Source organism: Psychromonas sp. (genome assembly GCF_983033635.1).
In genome coordinates this window covers 25,546-43,703 of record NZ_CEZLMY010000005.1, presented here as the reverse complement: position 1 = coordinate 43,703, position 18,158 = coordinate 25,546, and the positions used below count along the sequence as shown (strand labels likewise).

The following is an 18,158-nucleotide window of genomic DNA, read 5'->3' as shown; positions in this document are numbered from 1 at the left end:
AACGGATAAGCTATCAAGACAAAAGAATTTACTTTAAGTTCAAAGAGAAAGCGCGCAGTTGACAGCTCTTACAACAGTGAAATTAAAGCAAAGAAAAAAGCAGTTATCTGACAAACAGTGCCATCGATTCCATATGCCTTGTCTGCGGAAACATATCTAATAAACCTAATTTATCTAATTTATAACCATTTTCAAGCAGTAACTGACTATCTCGTGCTAACGTCACCGGATCACAAGAGACATAAACAATATGAGATGGTTTTAGCGATGTTATAAATTTCATGCAGTCAAATGCCCCCGCACGGGCGGGATCAAGCAACACTTTATTAAATTGTTGTGTTGCCCATACCTGCTTATCTACATCATCAGCACTTAAATCCGCTTGATAAAAAGTGGCATTATGCAGATTGTTAATAGCGGCATTCTCAGTGGCACGATCCACCATTTTTTGAATACCTTCAATACCAACCACAGAGGCAACTTTTTTCGCTATCGGCAAGGTGAAATTGCCTAAACCACAAAACAGATCTAAAACAACATCATCTTTTGTTAGCGCTAGCCAATTAAGTGCCTGTGCCACCATTTTCTGGTTAACATTACTGTTTACCTGTAAAAAATCTGTGGGGCTAAAATTAAGCGAACAATCCCACTCTGTTAACTGATAACTAAGCTGATCATTTCCGCTTAAACAAACGACAGAATGTCTAGAGTCTTGTGCGAAAAAGTTTAATTTATGACACTCGGAAAACTGCTCAATCAGTTGCAGATCTCTTTTAGGTAGGGCTTTAAGATGACGTAATAAAACCACCACACCTTGATCTGCATAGATAAGCTCAATATGCCCTAAATCCATTTTACTTTTAAGCGAATTTAATAACGTTTTTAACGGTAAAATTAAACATTCTAATTCCGGAATTAAAACCGGGCATACTTTTTGTTCAATAAGATCATTACTTAATGCGCGACGAAATCCCATTTTTAGCAGCTTTAACTTTTTATCAAACTGCAAACCCAAACGCGCGGTACGACGATAAGCCCAAGCTTTACCTGTAATAGGATTTTCAAGCTGTAAAGGTGCCTGTTTCGCAAAACGTTTAAATAACGAGATTAGCCCTGCCGATTTTATTTTTATCTGCTGCTCATGGTTCAGATGCTGTAAATGGCAACCACCACACTCATTATAATGAGGGCAACTTGCTTCAATACGCAGCTCACTAGCCAGGTTGATTTTTTTAATAAAACCTTTGCTATAACGTTTTTTACTTTCTAAAATTTGAATATCAAGAGATTCACCGCTAAGTCCGCCATCAATAAAAAGCGGTTTATTTTGAAAATAAGCGATACCACGACCTTGATGATCCAACTTTTCAACTTGTACATTTTTTAAAATGCGGTTTTTTGCACTATTTGTGCGCGATGCTTTAAAGAACTGAGCCATAAGTTATTCACAGGTGAGAGAAGCTATGCCATCATAGCCTTACAATTATCAATAATACCATTGTCACACAATACGAAATAAAATCATTCATTACCTCTTATTAATTTTTAGAAATATTACCTATGACAAAATACGGACTTCGTGCTCAAGTTATTGCCTATACGATTTTACCTACCATCATTATTGGCGGGTTATTAGCGAGTTACTTCTCTTTTCATCGTTATCAGCAAGCAAATGATTATTTGATTAATCGCGCCATTAATATTACCGAGCCTTTAGCGATCGCTAGTGAATATGGCATTTTAGATGAAACAAGAACCATCTTAAGACGTCTAATAAGCGCAACACATCGTAAGAACAGCCCGATGATTAAAAGCATCGCGATTTTTGATGCAAAAAACAAACTATTTGTGACCAGTAATTACCATCGAAATTTCCAGATGTTGCGCATTAAAGATGGCCAAAAAATTCCAGAAATTACCCAAGTGACTCATTACAAAAATTCGATCATTATTCAAAGCCCAATTATCGATGAAACTAACTTTTTGGAATACCAATTAACTTTTGATCAGCCTCGACAAATTGTTGGTTATGTTGCGCTGGAGGTGAACAGTAATGAAGTTGAGTTATTACTGTATCGTGATACAGCCCTCTCCTTCTCTATTGTTTTATTAGGTATTTTAGGCAGTTTATATCTGGCTTTTAGACAAGCAAAACGGATAACAGCCCCTATTTCCGAAATGGCTTCCGTTGTTGAAAAAATTAGTCTCGGGCGCCTTAATTCCCGTGTTGAAGGGGAATATTCTGGCGAAATAGATCTTTTACAACAAGGTATTAATGAAATGGCGCTGGCAATGTCCAAGCACCATGAGGAGATGCAGGACAGTATCGACCTTGCCACCAGTGAGTTACGCGAAACATTGGATCAAATGGAAGTACAGAATATTGAGCTGGATATCACCAGAAAAGAAGCGCAGCAAGCAGCGCTGGTTAAATCTGAGTTCTTAGCCAATATGAGTCACGAATTGCGCACACCTTTAAATGGCGTAATCGGCTTTGCGAGGCAATTACTAAAAACACAGCTCACAGGCAACCAGGCCGATTACCTGCAAACCATTGAACGTTCAGCAGGTAATCTACTTAATATTATTAATGATATTCTCGATTTTTCTAAACTTGAAGCGGGAAAATTAACTCTTGAGCATATCCCATTTGATCTGCGCGACTGTATTGATGAGACCATGCACCTTCTTGCACCAAGCGCGCATGAAAAAGGGCTTGAGCTAAGTATGATGATTGACAGCGAAGTGCCACACGAGGTATTTGGTGATGCGATGCGTTTACAACAGATTCTAACCAATTTGATTGGCAATGCGATTAAATTTACACGACAGGGGAATATCGAAGTACAAATTCAGCGTATCAAAGAGATGCGCGAGGAGGATGATAAAGTCACATTAAAAATGATGATTTCAGATACCGGCATCGGCATTTCAGAGAAACAGCAAGCGCACCTGTTTGAAGCTTTTGGACAGGCTGATACCAGCATCACTCGCCAATATGGAGGCACAGGACTTGGACTTGTGATCACCCAGAAGCTGGTCAAACAGATGCATGGCAGCATTGACTTAGTATCGGTTCCAAAGCAAGGCTCAACTTTCTGGTTTACTATTGAAATAGAAAAAAATACCCGCAGCCCGCTTTCCTGCTTACCGATTGAAAGCCTGCAGCAGCAGTCTGTATTAGTTTATGAAAATAATGAGTATGCGGCACGAGCCTGCTCACAACTGCTTAACCAATGGAAAACGGAGCTGTCATTAGCAGAGACACAGCAGCAATGGGAAGGTTTGTTAAATAAACAGTATGACAATATAATCATCGGCTATAGCCATTGTGAAAACTTACAACCTCTTTTCAAACATATTGAGCAAGCTCGCCAATTTACAAACAATATAGTGGTATTGATCAACTCAAGTGATCCAAGTATTTATGAAACACTGATGGCAACGGGCATTAACCATTGCTTAAGCAAACCGATAAACCATAAAAACTTAGCCAATACGCTTATTTCAGATAAACCAGTGATCAGCGAATTAGGCCTGCAGCCACCTCAGGTAAGAAAAGATATCAATGTTATGGCCGTTGATGATAATCCTGCAAACCTAAAACTTATTTCAGCGATGTTAGCCGATAGAGTGCATCATGTAACAACATGTATTGATGGCCAACAAGCCGTTGAGCAAGCAAAAGAGCGACAATTTGATCTGATCTTTATGGATATTCAGATGCCAGTTTTAGATGGCATCAGTGCTTGTTTAGAGATCAAAGATAATATAACCAACAAAAACACACCGATAATTGCTGTCACCGCGCATGTATTACCCAGTGAAAAAGAGCAATTTTTACAGCAAGGCATGGATGATTGTTTAGCGAAGCCAATTGATGAAATCGCACTGCAACGAATTATTAATAAATGGACACAAGATAAACCCGTGCTAGAAAACATAACAACACAGGTAATAACAAACGAAAAACCAGCAGAAAGCAGTCCCTCGGCAAATAACCTCTCTTTTGATTGGCAGTTAGCCTTAAAACAGTCAGCGGGAAAAGAAGATCTCGCCAAAGAGATGCTGACCATGTTAATCAATGATTTTGCAACGATCAAAACAGAAGCAGATAAAGCGATAGCTGGCGAAATAGATAATGTTCACTTTGCACAAATCATTCATAAATTTCATGGTGGCTGCAGCTACAGTGGCGTACCTAAACTGAAAAAAATTGCAGGGCTGATTGAAAAAGAGTTAAAACGTGGAATCAGTCCCGATCTATTAGAGCCTGAGCTATTAGAACTGCTAGATGAGTTAGATAATGTGCAACAAGAAGCGCAGCTTTATTTGACCTAAAGCCGGGCTTGTTGCCATCTTACTTATTTAAGCGCTTCAATTGATGCTGAATCGATATGTAACTGGCGGGTTGGGAATGCAAACTCAGCCTGCTGCTGCTCAACAATATTAGCAACTTTTAATAATACATCTTGTTTAATCTCATGGAACAAAACCCAGTTGGTGGTTTTGGTAAAAGTATAAATAAAGAAGTCTAATGAGCTGTTATTAAAATAGTTAAAATTAACAATTAAAGTCTGTTTCTGATCGATATCAGGATGCTGCTCTAACATCTCACGCACAGCTTTAATAATGCCTTCAATCAAGTGCACATCACAGTAACGCAAACCAAAAGTTTCTTTAATACGGCGATTACTCATCCGTGAAGGATTTTCCACAACAATCTGGGTAAACAGACTATTTGGCACATACAGCGGGCGTTTATCAAAAGTGCGAATTCTAGTAACACGCCAGCCTATTGATTCCACAGTCCCTTCTATTGATTTGTCAGGACTGCGGATCCAATCCCCAACTTTAAAGGGTTTATCCATATAAACCATCAATGCGCCAAACAGGTTGGAAAGCAGATCTTTAGCTGCCATACCAACAACTAACCCCCCCATACCACCAAAAGCAAGCACCCCGGAGATACTGACCCCCAATGTTTGAATGACCGACAATGAAATAATCACCATTACCGACAGTTTCGCTAATTTAGCAACGGCTGTTACCGTAGTAGTATCTTTTTCATCATGCTCAATAAAGGTCTGCTCAGCTTTATGCACTAAACGCCAGAATGCCCAGCCAATCAGTAACAAAATGGATATTTTTTGCACCAATGGCAGATAGTTTGAGATAAGTAACTGCTCACTTTCTGCAATAACTCGCAGCGCCATAGACACACCCATCAATGCTATTAACCAATTCATTGGCCGCCAGACGGAATACCAGAGGATGTCATCCCAGTGATTATCTGTTCGCTCGATAACGATTTGTGTTTTTTTAGTAAAAGCCCGCCACATTAACTGCAAGAGCAGGGTGAGCACTAAAACAACAATAAAATTTCCCACCCAATTACCAATATGCAATGAAACCAGTAACTGCTGCAAATAAAGCTCTACTTCTTCAATCATTCTCTACCTCTTACAAAAAAGCCACGCTTTGATATTATCAAATAGTGGCTTTTTATCTGCATACAATCTGAAAATTAACGTTATTCTTTAACATAAATCACTTTTATAGCTAAGCTCACTTTCCCCCTCTAAGCGTCTTAGAAACCTGTTTTTAAAAGATAGTATAACGCCTAGCCTTACATCACCAACAATGATGCTTTTGCTACCCGAGCAAAAGTAATGGTCAACGGATTTTCGAACTTTCTTTTATCGTTGTATAGTTTTCTAAAAATAAAGTTACGACATTTGGATCAAAATGCATTCCTGACTGCTCTCTAATATGTTCCAGCACCTTTTCTTCTGGCCATGCTGATTTATATATACGAGGATGAATAAGAGCATCCCATACATCAATAACAGCGAAAAATCTTGCTGCTATTGGTATTTCATTGCCTTTTACGCCTAGAGGGTAGCCCGTACCATCCCACTTCTCATGATGGGAATATGGAATGTCTATGCTAGGCCTTAGAAAGGCAATATTAGATAAAATATCATTTGCTATTTCTGGGTGCATTTTCATTTGCAGCCACTCTTTTTCATCTAGTTTTCCGGGCTTAATTAAAATGGCATCAGGTATACCAATTTTGCCTATATCGTGAAGCATTGCTCCACGCTCGATGATCTTAAGTTCTTCTTCGTCAGTAATGCCCGACAGTTTTGCTAGCTCAATGGTCATTTTGGTCACACGTTCAGTATGATCTTTCGTTTCCCTATGACGAAGATCCATAACATGGATCCATCCGCTAATAGTTTGTTCGTAACTCTCAACTAATTTACTGTTTACTTCTTTTTTTGCATTAACATCTTTTCTAATAAGAAAGAATAAAAGCAGCCCAGTAATTACAATAAAAAACCATCCTTTAATGTTCTGTGCAAAAGTAATATATTCTTTATGCTGAAACAAATTATCTACGACTAAGTCAGAAAAAAATATCCATAACGTTCCTAGCAGCAGATATATCAATACGATTCGATAGTGTGGTTTTAGATTCATTTAACTTCCAGCGAAATATATTAGAATGCATTCTTTAATATGCACACAAAGCCTATTCAATAAAGGTTCTTTTATAAAAAAATTAATATTCTTAAGCGTACGCAGATCATGTTAAGTGTAACTGTTTGATATTAACTTTACGCTGTGGCTAGCATCGGTATTTATATGGATTATTCCAAATAAATAAGTAAAACAGTAAGGCGCAGTGTCCCCAACGAGTTAAAACAGTTCCTACAAAAGAATACCCGTAAAACAAAAAACGCTGTTTAGGGTTAACCTAAACAGCGTTTTAATAATCATAAGAGTAGTCTCTGTTTCATTACTTACAAATGAGTATTATTATTCTTTCACATAAACAGTGTTAGGGTGATCATCCCAGTCATCATCATCATCATCATCATCAGTATCAACGTAATTTTCATTAACGTCATCCATTGCTGATTCATGATAATCATCCCACTGGAATTCAACTTGTTCACGTTGCTCTTCAGCAGTGAATTCTTGCGGTAACTCTTCCAAGTAATCAACCACATTTTGACAAACGTCTTGTGTGCCTGTTTTTGAGATAGCCGCAACTTTATAAACGGGTCCATCCCACTCAAGTGCATCCTGCACTCGCTGCATAACTTCTTGTGCTTCATCTTCTAATAGAAGATCGGTTTTATTGAAGATTAACCAACGTGGTTTAGATGCCAATTTAGGACTGTGCTTAGCTAATTCATCAATAATAACCACTGCATTTTCAGCTGGATCTGAGCCATCAGCAGGCAGTAAATCCACCATATGTAACAGCACTCGACAACGCTCTAAATGGCGTAAGAAACGTGTACCAAGACCCGCTCCATCAGATGCCCCTTCAATCAAGCCTGGAATATCTGCAATCACAAAACTACGTCCATGCCCCATGCTCACCACACCTAGATTTGGAATCAAGGTGGTAAACGGGTAATCAGCTACTTTTGGTTTTGCAGCAGAAACGCTGCGGATAAAAGTAGATTTACCAGCATTAGGCAGACCTAACATCCCCACATCGGCAAGTAATAATAACTCTAAAAGCAGGTTACGTACTTCACCCGGTGTGCCATCTGTTTTTTGGCGAGGTGCACGGTTAGTACTGGTTTTAAAGCGCGCATTACCTAGACCGTGGAAACCACCTTTGGCTACCATCAGTTTTTCTCCGTCCTTGGTTAAATCACCAAGTACTTCACCAGTATCATCATCACGACAACGTGTACCAACGGGTACTTTAATGATTTTATCTGCACCACGTGAACCGGTACAGTCACGTGTCTGACCATTTTCGCCACGCTCTGCATTATAAAAACGCACAAAACGGAAATCGACGAGTGTATTTAGGTTTTCATCGGCTTCAAGATAAACATCACCACCATCACCACCATCACCGCCGTTAGGGCCACCACGAGGGATATATTTTTCTGTACGGAAGCCGATAACGCCGTTGCCACCGTCTCCAGCATCAACCTTTATTTTTGCTTCATCAACAAACTTCATTACAACCTCCAAGAAAACAATATGCCTACCTCAAATAGGCAAACCTTTAATACCAATGATTATACTCATTTCTATTGATCATAGATCACATTTTTTATGACAAATAGAAATGAATAGCTAAAAAAAAAGCCCCGCATCAGCGAGGCTTTTTCTAATTCTGAGTCGAAACTGATTATTCAGCTACGATACTAACGAATTTACGGTTTTTAGGACCTTTCTGTTCGAATTTAACTACACCAGTAGCTTTAGCGAATAGAGTATGATCTTTACCAAGACCTACGTTAGTGCCAGCGTGGAATTTAGTACCACGTTGACGAACAAGGATATTACCAGCTAGAACTGATTCGCCACCAAAACGTTTAACACCTAGGCGTTTACTTTCTGAATCGCGACCGTTATTAGTACTACCACCAGCTTTTTTATGTGCCATTTTTAATAACTCCTAATTAAGCGTTAATTGCAGTAATTTTAACTTCAGTAAACCACTGACGATGACCCGCTTGTTTACGCGAATGCTTACGACGGCGGAACTTAACGATTGTTACTTTCTTGCCACGACCGTGAGCTACTACTTCAGCAGTAACTTTACTTCCTTCAACGTATGGAACACCAACTTTAACGTCTTCTGCATTTGCTACTAAAAGAACTTTATCAAATTCTACAGTTGCACCAGCTTCAACATCTAGTTTTTCCAAACGAAGAGTTTGTTCAACAGCAACACGGTGTTGCTTGCCACCACTCTGGATAACAGCGTACATGTTTATTACTCCGTTCAGGCGTCTCGTGCTATTTCATTAGAAACTTGGCACCGAGAGCACACTTATTAATCACAATGGTGGCGGAGTCTACGGCAAATTAGAGACATTGGCAATCATATTTACTAAAAACATGACAATTATATTAACGATTAAATTCAGCTTCAAAAGACAAAAAAATGCAAGATACAAATACCATTGAATATCATAAGGTTAGCTGCGCGCACCATGCTAGTATAGCGAATGTAATAAAGAAAAATTTAGTTACACAATTTGACTGTAACAGAGTTGAGATAAAGCGAATAAACGGCAATAATAAAGCCTCTTTTTTAAGTGCTAAAATTCGGAACTTCAAGACCATGGATATAAAAAAAATTCAGCAGATATCGATAACTGAAATGCAGCAAGTTAATGCACTGATCACCGAGCAATTAAACTCTGATGTCGCATTAATTAATCAACTCGGTTTTTATATTATTAATAGTGGCGGTAAACGTATTCGTCCATTAATAACTGTCTTGGCAGCCAAAGCTCTCAATGTTCATGATACTAAAATCACTAAACTCGCTGCGATTATTGAATTTATCCATACTGCAACCCTGTTACACGATGATGTTGTAGATGAATCTGATCTGCGTCGTGGTAAAAAAACTGCAAATGCACTATTTGGTAATGCGGCTAGCGTTTTAGTTGGAGACTTCTTACATACACGCTCATTTCAGATGATGACGGAACTGCAGAACTTAAAAGTATTGAATGTTTTATCTTCTGCAACAAATGTGATTGCGGAAGGTGAAGTTTTACAGCTGATGAACTGCAACGATCCTGATACCACAGAAAAAAGTTATATGGATGTTATCTACTTTAAAACAGCCAAACTGTTTGAAGCAACAAGCCAACTGGTTGCGGTATTAGGAGAACAGTCGCAGGAAATAGAGACTGCATTGCTTAATTACGGTAAATACTTAGGCACAGCTTTCCAATTAACCGATGATGTAATGGACTACAGCTCAAACGCACAAGAAATGGGTAAAAACACCGGTGATGACTTAGCAGAAGGCAAGCCTACCCTGCCTTTGCTTTACGCAATGCAACATGGCAATGAAAAGCAAATAGCACTGATTCGAGAAGCAATCGAAAAAACCAATGGCATGGAGCACTTTGATGAGATCATGCAAGCTCTGCATGAAACAAAGGCATTAGAATACACAAAACAGCGCGCTATTGAAGAAGCAGACAAAGCAATTGATGCATTGGCTGTAATTCCTGAGAGTGAATATAAACAAGCTTTAATTAGCTTGGCACATCTGGCAGCGGATCGAAAATCTTAAATTTTAATAAACAAAGCCTTTAACACTGGAGAGGGATTAAAGGCTTTTGTTTTACGACCTACAACACGTTATATTAATGATCTTCAATCAGTAAAACACGACACTCATAAGGTCTTAGTTTTATTACCCGTTGAGGTTTATCAGTTAATAACTCAGGGTAATTACCCAGAATATATTTTCCTTGTTCGATAACTAAATTCATTGGCAGTTCATATTCAACCGGCTCGCCATAATAGTTATTAATACAGATAAGCGTTTGCTCTTCACTGCGTCGCTGATAACAAAATAGTTGAGAATGTTCTGGTGCTAAATCGGTATAATCCCCAGTAGTGATCACTTCCACTTCTTTACGGAGCTCTATTAAACGTTTGTAATAATAAAAAACTGAATTTTCATCTTCAAGCGCCTGCTGCACATTTACCTGTTTATAATTATTAGCCACCTCCAGCCAGGGGATACCTTTTGTAAAACCTCCGTGTGGCGCACTGCTCCACTGTACAGGCGATCGCGAATTGTCACGTGATTTCTGGGCAAGAATAGCCAGCACATCCTCTTCACTTTTACCTTGCTGATTAAGCATGATCTCATACATATTCGTACTTTCCAGATCGCGGTATTGTTCAATTGACGTATAGCCAGGATTGGTCATTCCAATCTCTTCACCTTGATAAACATAAGGTGTACCCTGCATCATATGAACAGAGGTTGCCAACATTTTAGCGGATTCAACACGATACTCCTGATCATTGCCTAAACGGCTAACGATGCGCGGCTGATCATGGTTACACCAGAACAGTGCAGACCATCCTTTACCGGACATGCCTTGCTGCCAATGATTAAAAATTGTTTTCAATTGTAAAAAATCAAATGGCGCCTGCGTCCATTTTTCACCATTTACATAATCGACTTTTAAATGGTGAAAATTGAACACCATAGACAGTTCTTTTGAATCCAGTGCTGAATATTGCTGACACTGTTCAAGTGTGGTGGAAGACATCTCTCCAACCGTTACTGAGCCATATTTATTAAACACAGCGTCACTTATCTCTCGCAGGTATTCATGCACACGAGGTCCGTCTGTATAAAAACGGCGCCCGTCACCTTGATAGTCATTTTGATAATCTTGCTGTTTCGAGATCAGGTTAATGACATCAAGACGGAAACCATCAACTCCTTTTTCGGCCCAGAAGCTGATGATATCTTTTACTTCGTCACGAACTTTTGGGTTTTCCCAGTTTAAATCAGCTTGTTCTTTAGCAAAAAGATGCAGGTAATATTGGTCAGTTTTCTCATCTAACTCCCATGCATTACCACCAAACTTTGACTCCCAGTTGGTCGGCGCTTGACCATTGACAGGATCTTTCCAGATATAATAATCTCGATATTCACTTTCTTTATTGCCCAGAGCAGATTGGAACCATTTATGCTCTGTTGAAGTATGATTAACCACGATATCGAGAATAATGCGGATCCCTTTTTGATGTGCCATTTCCAGCAGCAGATCAAAATCAGCCATGCAGCCGAAATCGGGATTAACATTGTAATAATCGGAAATATCATAACCATTATCAATCATTGGTGATTGATAGATTGGGGTAAGCCAAATGGCATCAATACCCAAGGTTTTAAGATAATCGAGTTTAGATATAATACCTTTAATATCTCCGGTTCCTTTATTACCGCTGTCACAAAAACTTTTAGGATAAATCTGATAAATAGTCGCTGTGCGCCACCATTCTTTCTCTATTTTATTCATATATATTAACTCTTAGGTTTCTTCGATTCATAAAACCGTTGAGTACAACTTATTACTCAACGGCTAATATCTTTTTATTGATAGTTAGTAAATTAGTTCTTAATTACAGCTTCTACCTCATCTTCAATTAACTCAACTTCCTCAAGATTACCTTTCTTATGAGCGCGTTTATAAAGTATAAGTGTTAAAACAATTGGCACTGCTACAGCGACTAACATAGCCAGTGCATACACCGCCCAATATTGCGGCTGAATCGATAATATACCCGGCAATCCACCAACACCGATCCCGTTCGCCATCACACCTGCAATACCACAAATAGCAGCTGCAAGTGCAGAGCCGATCATTGCGCATAACATAGGGAATTTATATTTCAAGTTGATACCGTACATAGCGGGCTCTGTCACGCCTAAAAACGCCGATATTGCAGCGGGTACCGAGATTTCACGTTCATTATGTTTTTTACTAATCCAGATAATACCGACAACAGCTGAAGCTTGCGCAATATTTGACAGTGCAATTAGCGGCCAGATTGGTGTTCCCCCAATATCCTGCATTAATTGCAAATCAACCGCATTGGTTGTGTGATGAATACCGGTAATAACCAATGGTGCGTAAAAGAAACCAAAAACCATCGAACCTAGCACAGCAAAATCACCTGTCATGGCAACCTTAGCGGCATAACCAACACCATTACCAATTTCACGTCCGATTGGACCAATGATCGAATGCGCCAAAACAACCGCGACCAACAAGGAAATAAAAGGCACAATAACGAGATATAAATAGGCAGGAATAATACGTTTCAAATTCGTTTCAATCATCGCCAAAGCAAGCCCGGCTAAAATAGCTGGAATAACTTGTGCCTGATAACCCACTTTTTCCATAACGAAGAAGCCAAAATCCCAAACATCTGGAATTTGCGAACCAATGCCGTAAGCATTCATCAATTGTGGTGAAACCAGCGTTATACCCAACACAATACCAAGAATCGGTGTGCCCCCCAGTTTTCTTACCGTTGCCCAACAGACACCAACAGGCAAAAAGTGGAAGATAGCTTCGCCAAGTATCCAAAGGAAAGAGTGGACCGTTGCCCAAAACTGGCTGATTTCAACCAAGGTTTTGCCATCGAACATACGGATATCACCGATAACATTTCGAAATCCGAGAATCAAACCACCCGTAATAATTGCCGGTAAAAGAGGTACAAAAATTTCCGCCATATGAGAGATGCCGCGCTCAAGCAGATTCATATTCTGTCGTGCAGCTGCTTTTGTCGCTTCTTTATCGGCCCCGCCGCCACCTGTTATCTTCGTTAACATTTTATGGACTTCATCAACTTCAGTTCCAATCACGATTTGAAACTGCCCCGCATTGGTAAAACAGCCTTTTACCATGGGAATCTTTTCAATTTCTTTAATGCTTGCTAATTCAGGATGTTCTAAGGCAAAGCGTAAGCGCGTTAAGCAATGGCTCACGCTTGCAATATTGCCCTCCCCCCCGATAAGTTCAATCAAACGTTCAACTTGTTTCTGATCAATTTTGCTCATTTCATTATCCCTTCTGTTGTGAGAGTTAATCAATGGGACCGCTCCCATAAAGGTTATAATAGCAGAAAACCTACCCATTGAAATGGGAGCGCTCCCATTTTGAGGTTAAAATCACGAAATGGGAATTGTCATACTGCTAGTAAGGTTAGAACAAAAGTGTAGATTCACCATGCTTTGCTTAATAAATTAACGGGTTATAGATGCTTTCTGTGTTAAATGTGTCACTTCATATTTACCTTGCAACTGCTGGATAAGTAAGTGAGCAGAGGTCTTACCAGCTGAATAATAACCGGGATCGATACTGAATGTATTAGGAAAAATAAATGCTAACAAATCTGTTGCTCCCACACCTGAAACCAATACATCACTGCGATTAAGCACTTGTAAACGTTTAGCAACCCCCATCGCCAAAGTATCACTGGCGCAAACAATCGCTTGAGTTTCAGCAGTCAAGACCAGATCAGTAAGCTCATAAGCGCTTTTATGACTAAGCTCCCCGGTTTGAAAGTTAGGTTTTAGATTTGCACATTTACAATATTCCAAATATGCATTAAGGCGTATTAAACCGGTCGTTTTATCTTTAGGATCTACGCCAATATAACTGATATGTTGTTTTCCTAGCTCTTGAATATGAGCCATTGCCTGTTCAATAATGCCATAATTATCATAACCAACGGATGAAACATTCTCACTATCAACAGCAATAACAACGGCTTTATGCGCTAACTTTTCAATTGCGGACAGATCACATCCAGTAAAGCCAAATAAGATCACGCCATCAACATTGCGCTTTTGAAGTACTGCTAGATGTTCATTTGTTTTTGCGGCGCTAAATTGTCCTTCCATAATCAGAGCATCATAACCGGCAGCATAAATAACTTCTAGAATACCACTTATGACTTTATTTTCAGATGCAGAATCCAGACGAGATAAAATAATTCCGACAACCTTGGCACTCCCCCCGCCCATAACTTGAGCCGACTTCGATGGCACAAAACCAGACTCTTGAATAACCCGCTTAACTTTTTCTCTAGTGGAAGCTTTTACTTTGGGATGATGAGTCAATACACGGGAAACTGTCGATTTTCCAACGCCAGCTAGCTTTGCAATATCAAGAATGGTGAGTTTTTTTGTCATAAATTTATTCGGCCTGAAGGATACTTGTTTATTATCGCTGTAAGGGGGCATATTTCCATTATTTTTATTGCCGCCATTTAATAGTACAGATCTAAAAAAGCTTATCACTTTGCAATGATAAGCACTTTTATTAATATTGATCGCCAAACATTGTCTGCATTACAAATTTTCGAACAACAAAACTCGGCCCTATAAGGTTATCCCTCACTTTTTGTAAAGAGTGAAGTGGAGGGTGAGAGCAATTATCGTCAAGATGCAGATTCCTGCATCTTGAACTGGCTTGGGTATAACCCTGCTTATAAAATCAACTTCTAATCACAATTATTTAATAGATCCTAACTCTTGACGAAGATAAACACTTGCACCCAATAATCCAGGATTATCATGAGTTATTAAAAAAGTTGGAATGGATGAAAGGTAAGCTTTAAAGCGCCCTTTCTCTTCAAAGAAACTTCTGAACTCGCTAGATTGGAAGAAATCAACAAAGCGCGGCACAATACCACCTGCGATATAAACACCACCAGTACAGGCGAGATTCAACGCAAGGTTACCTGCAAAACTCCCCATTACTTGGCAGAAAATTTCCAGACTTCTGCGCGCGATATCACAGCTACCATCTAGTGCGGCCTTAGATACATCTTTAGGTTGGTCAAAGTTAGCTTGCTGCTGAGATAAAGTACAAAGACTTTGGTATACATTAACTAAACCTTGCCCGGACAAAATTCGCTCTGCGGAAACGTGGCCGAACTGCTCTTGTAAAAAGAATAAAACATCAGCTTGTTCACGTGTATTAGGAGTAAAGCTTACATGTCCACCTTCACCATCTAAACTTATCCATTTACCCGCCGATTTAACAATATGTGAAACACCGAGCCCCGTTCCCGGACCAAATACTGCTGTTACACCATCATTTTGAGCTTCACCACCACCAATTTGTATTTTTTCTTCTTGAGAAACAAATGGCACAGCTAATGAAATTGCAGTGTAGTCATTAATCACATATAAAGATTCTAACTTTAATTTCTCTTTAAGTGCTTGCTTAGAAAACTCCCAACTTAAATTTGTCATCACGACATGATCATCTTCAACTGGACAGGCAATAGCAACACAAAGATGTTTAACTTCACCCTGCAATGTTACAAAGTATTGAACAAGTGCAGCATCAAGTGTTACAAATTCTGCACAAGCAAATTCTCTTAATTTACTTAACTCCCCGGTTTCAAGATCACAAACAGCAAGTCGGATATTTGTACCACCAACATCAGCAACAACAGATAACATTTTTTTTCCCCTAAAATAATTGAAAGTAAAGCATAAATTTCACATAACACACCCTTACCGCGTTTATTTCTGAATTTATACCCAAAGCATTTCAAGATGCAGATTCAGAGCTTCGCCGGATGCTAGAACAAGGCGTAACATGATGAGAATGGTATTCCCTTTTCAAGCGTTGCAACGCAGTACTAGCTTTCGGGCAAAACTCCGAAGGGCAAGCCGATAAACGATGTTCTTCGTTGTTAGAAGGCTTTGATTTAGAATGCTAGATCATCAACCTTCAGCCTAGAATCTCATCATTTATCGGCTGGCTGATTCCTGCATCTTAATGTGGCTTGGGTATATATCTTCACGTAGTTTGGTATATTAACTATTGGACACTATTTAATTAATAAAAAACCGTTGAGTACAACTTAATACTCAACGGTTAATTTCATTTTATTGATAATTAGTTAGTTACAGGTTGTAACTCATCATCAATTATATCAGCTTGCTCAAGCTCACCTTTTTTCTCGGCGCGCTTATGAAGTATAACTGTTAATACGATTGGCACTGCGATTGCCGCCAACATAGCCAGTGCATACACTGCCCAGTATTGTGGTTGAATCGATAAGATACCTGGTAATCCACCTACTCCGATCCCGTTCGCCATAACACCCGCCATCCCACAAATACCAGCTGCAACTGCAGAGCCGATCATTGCGCATAACATAGGGAATTTATATTTTAAGTTAATACCGTACATAGCTGGCTCAGTTACACCTAAGTAAGCAGAGATTGCTGCAGGTACTGAGATTTCACGTTCGTTATGTTTTTTACTAATCCACATGATACCAACAACAGCTGAAGCTTGTGCAATATTAGATAAGGCAATTAGCGGCCAGATTGGTGTGCCACCCATATCCTGCATTAACTGCAAATCAACCGCATTTGTCGTGTGGTGAATACCGGTAATAACCAATGGCGCATAGAAGAAACCAAAGACCATCGAACCTAACACGGCAAAATCACCCGTCATTGCAACTTTAGCGGCATAACCAACACCATTACCGATTTCACGTCCTAATGGACCGATAATCGAATGCGCTAGTACAACAGCAATAATAATTGACACAAATGGCACAATTACTAAATACAAGTATGCAGGAATAATGCGTTTAAGATTTGTTTCAATTATCGCCAATGCCAGACCAGCTAAGATAGCCGGGATAACTTGCGCCTGATAACCGACTTTCTCCATCGCGAAGAAACCAAAGTCCCAAACATCTGGCGTTCCCGAACCAATGCCGTAAGCATTCATCAATTGTGGCGAAACCAATGTAATACCCAGCACAATACCGAGAATCGGTGTACCTCCCAGTTTTTTCACTGTCGCCCAACAAACACCAACTGGCAGGAAGTGGAAGATAGCTTCACCAAGTAACCAAAGGAAAGAGTGAACCGTTGCCCAAAACTGGCTAATTTCAACCAAGGTTTTACCATCGAACATGCGGATATCACCGATAACATTTCGAAAACCTAGAATCAAACCACCCGTAATAATTGCCGGTAAAAGAGGTACAAAAATTTCCGCCATATGAGAAATACTTCGCTCAAGCAGATTCATATTTTGTCGTGCAGCCGCTTTTGTCGCTTCTTTATCGGCCCCGTCGCCACCAGTTATATTAGTTAACATTTTATGGACTTCATCAACTTCAGTTCCAATCACGATTTGAAACTGACCCGCATTGGTAAAACAGCCTTTTACCATTGGAATCTTTTCTATTTCTTTAACACTTGCTAATTCAGGATCACTTAAGGCAAAACGTAAGCGCGTTAAACAATGGCTCACACTTGCTATATTGCCTGCCCCCCCGATAAGTTCAACTAAACGTTCAACTTGTTTCTGATCAATTTTACTCATTTCATTATCCCTTCTGTTGTGAGAGTTAACCTATGGGACCGATCCCATAAGAGAAATAGTAACAGAAAACCTACTTATTAAAATGGGAGCGGTCCCATTATGTGGCTAAAATCACAAAATGATAATGTACCCACTGCGGACAAATATCAGAGTAAAAATGTAGAGCTCTCATGTTTTGAAGGATAAATCAATTGGTTGCAGGTATTTTCAGTGTTATATTTGTCACCTCTCCCTTGCAACTGCTGGATAAGTAAGTGAGCAGAGGTCTTACCAGCTCAAGGAGATTTATTTAGTCTCGCTGTAATGCGGCCAATTTCAATCATTTGCCGCTATTTGCTAGTGCAGATCAAAAAAGCCCTTATCACTTTGCAATGATAAGGGCTTTTTATTAAGCTTTGAGCAAATGATGTAATTAAACGGGTTAGGTTTTAACACATCATGCTTTATTGCTGC

At 39.4% G+C, this 18,158-nt stretch carries 13 protein-coding genes; 2 read left to right on the top strand and 11 right to left on the bottom strand.

What is annotated here, in order from left to right:
* Positions 1–103 precede the first annotated feature (103 nt).
* On the bottom strand, positions 104–1,438 hold the full coding sequence (rlmD, locus tag AC4GME_RS01480; RefSeq protein ID WP_490378496.1) for a 23S rRNA (uracil(1939)-C(5))-methyltransferase RlmD: 1,335 nt from the start codon (positions 1,436–1,438) through the stop codon (positions 104–106).
* A 122-nt stretch (positions 1,439–1,560) separates the two neighbouring features.
* On the opposite strand from rlmD, the gene barA reads away from it, so the two are divergent.
* Positions 1,561–4,341: a two-component sensor histidine kinase BarA gene (gene barA / locus AC4GME_RS01475; RefSeq protein ID WP_490378921.1), complete on the top strand. Its 2,781-nt coding sequence runs from the start codon at positions 1,561–1,563 to the stop codon at positions 4,339–4,341.
* A 23-nt stretch (positions 4,342–4,364) separates the two neighbouring features.
* Here barA and AC4GME_RS01470 read toward each other — a convergent pair whose 3' ends face one another.
* The 5 genes from AC4GME_RS01470 to rplU form a co-directional block, all read right to left on the bottom strand.
* On the bottom strand, positions 4,365–5,453 hold the full coding sequence (locus tag AC4GME_RS01470) for a mechanosensitive ion channel family protein (RefSeq protein WP_490378920.1): 1,089 nt from the start codon (positions 5,451–5,453) through the stop codon (positions 4,365–4,367).
* 223 nt (positions 5,454–5,676) lie between these two features.
* On the bottom strand, positions 5,677–6,486 hold the full coding sequence (locus AC4GME_RS01465) for an HD-GYP domain-containing protein (protein ID WP_490378919.1): 810 nt from the start codon (positions 6,484–6,486) through the stop codon (positions 5,677–5,679).
* A gap of 339 nt (positions 6,487–6,825) precedes the next feature.
* Complete coding sequence (gene cgtA / locus AC4GME_RS01460; protein WP_490377952.1) at positions 6,826–7,998, bottom strand: Obg family GTPase CgtA; 1,173 nt, start codon at positions 7,996–7,998, stop codon at positions 6,826–6,828.
* 172 nt (positions 7,999–8,170) lie between these two features.
* The gene (rpmA, locus tag AC4GME_RS01455) at positions 8,171–8,428 is read right to left on the bottom strand and encodes a 50S ribosomal protein L27 (protein ID WP_490377953.1); all 258 of its coding nucleotides are present in this window, start codon (positions 8,426–8,428) and stop codon (positions 8,171–8,173) included.
* 16 nt (positions 8,429–8,444) lie between these two features.
* Entirely contained in the window at positions 8,445–8,756 is a 312-nt protein-coding gene (gene rplU / locus AC4GME_RS01450; RefSeq protein ID WP_490377954.1) for a 50S ribosomal protein L21, read from the bottom strand.
* A gap of 356 nt (positions 8,757–9,112) precedes the next feature.
* Between rplU and ispB the strand changes: the two genes are divergently transcribed.
* The gene (gene ispB, locus AC4GME_RS01445; RefSeq protein ID WP_490377863.1) at positions 9,113–10,084 is read left to right on the top strand and encodes an octaprenyl diphosphate synthase; all 972 of its coding nucleotides are present in this window, start codon (positions 9,113–9,115) and stop codon (positions 10,082–10,084) included.
* 73 nt (positions 10,085–10,157) lie between these two features.
* On the opposite strand, the gene treC is transcribed toward ispB, so the two are convergent.
* The 5 genes from treC to treB (AC4GME_RS01420) all read right to left on the bottom strand — a co-directional run bounded on the left by treC (position 10,158) and on the right by treB (AC4GME_RS01420) (position 17,705).
* On the bottom strand, positions 10,158–11,840 hold the full coding sequence (gene treC, locus AC4GME_RS01440) for an alpha,alpha-phosphotrehalase (RefSeq protein WP_490377864.1): 1,683 nt from the start codon (positions 11,838–11,840) through the stop codon (positions 10,158–10,160).
* Positions 11,841–11,932: 92 nt separating this feature from the next.
* Entirely contained in the window at positions 11,933–13,390 is a 1,458-nt protein-coding gene (gene treB / locus AC4GME_RS01435; protein ID WP_490378918.1) for a PTS trehalose transporter subunit IIBC, read from the bottom strand.
* Positions 13,391–13,576: 186 nt separating this feature from the next.
* Positions 13,577–14,527, bottom strand: a complete 951-nt coding sequence (treR, locus tag AC4GME_RS01430) for a trehalose operon repressor TreR (protein WP_490377866.1) — start codon at positions 14,525–14,527, stop codon at positions 13,577–13,579.
* Positions 14,528–14,848: 321 nt separating this feature from the next.
* Positions 14,849–15,808, bottom strand: a complete 960-nt coding sequence (locus AC4GME_RS01425) for a glucokinase (protein WP_490377867.1) — start codon at positions 15,806–15,808, stop codon at positions 14,849–14,851.
* A gap of 442 nt (positions 15,809–16,250) precedes the next feature.
* Positions 16,251–17,705 (bottom strand): PTS trehalose transporter subunit IIBC, encoded by a 1,455-nt coding sequence (treB, locus tag AC4GME_RS01420; RefSeq protein ID WP_490378785.1) that lies wholly within the window; start codon positions 17,703–17,705, stop codon positions 16,251–16,253.
* Positions 17,706–18,158: the final 453 nt, after the last annotated feature.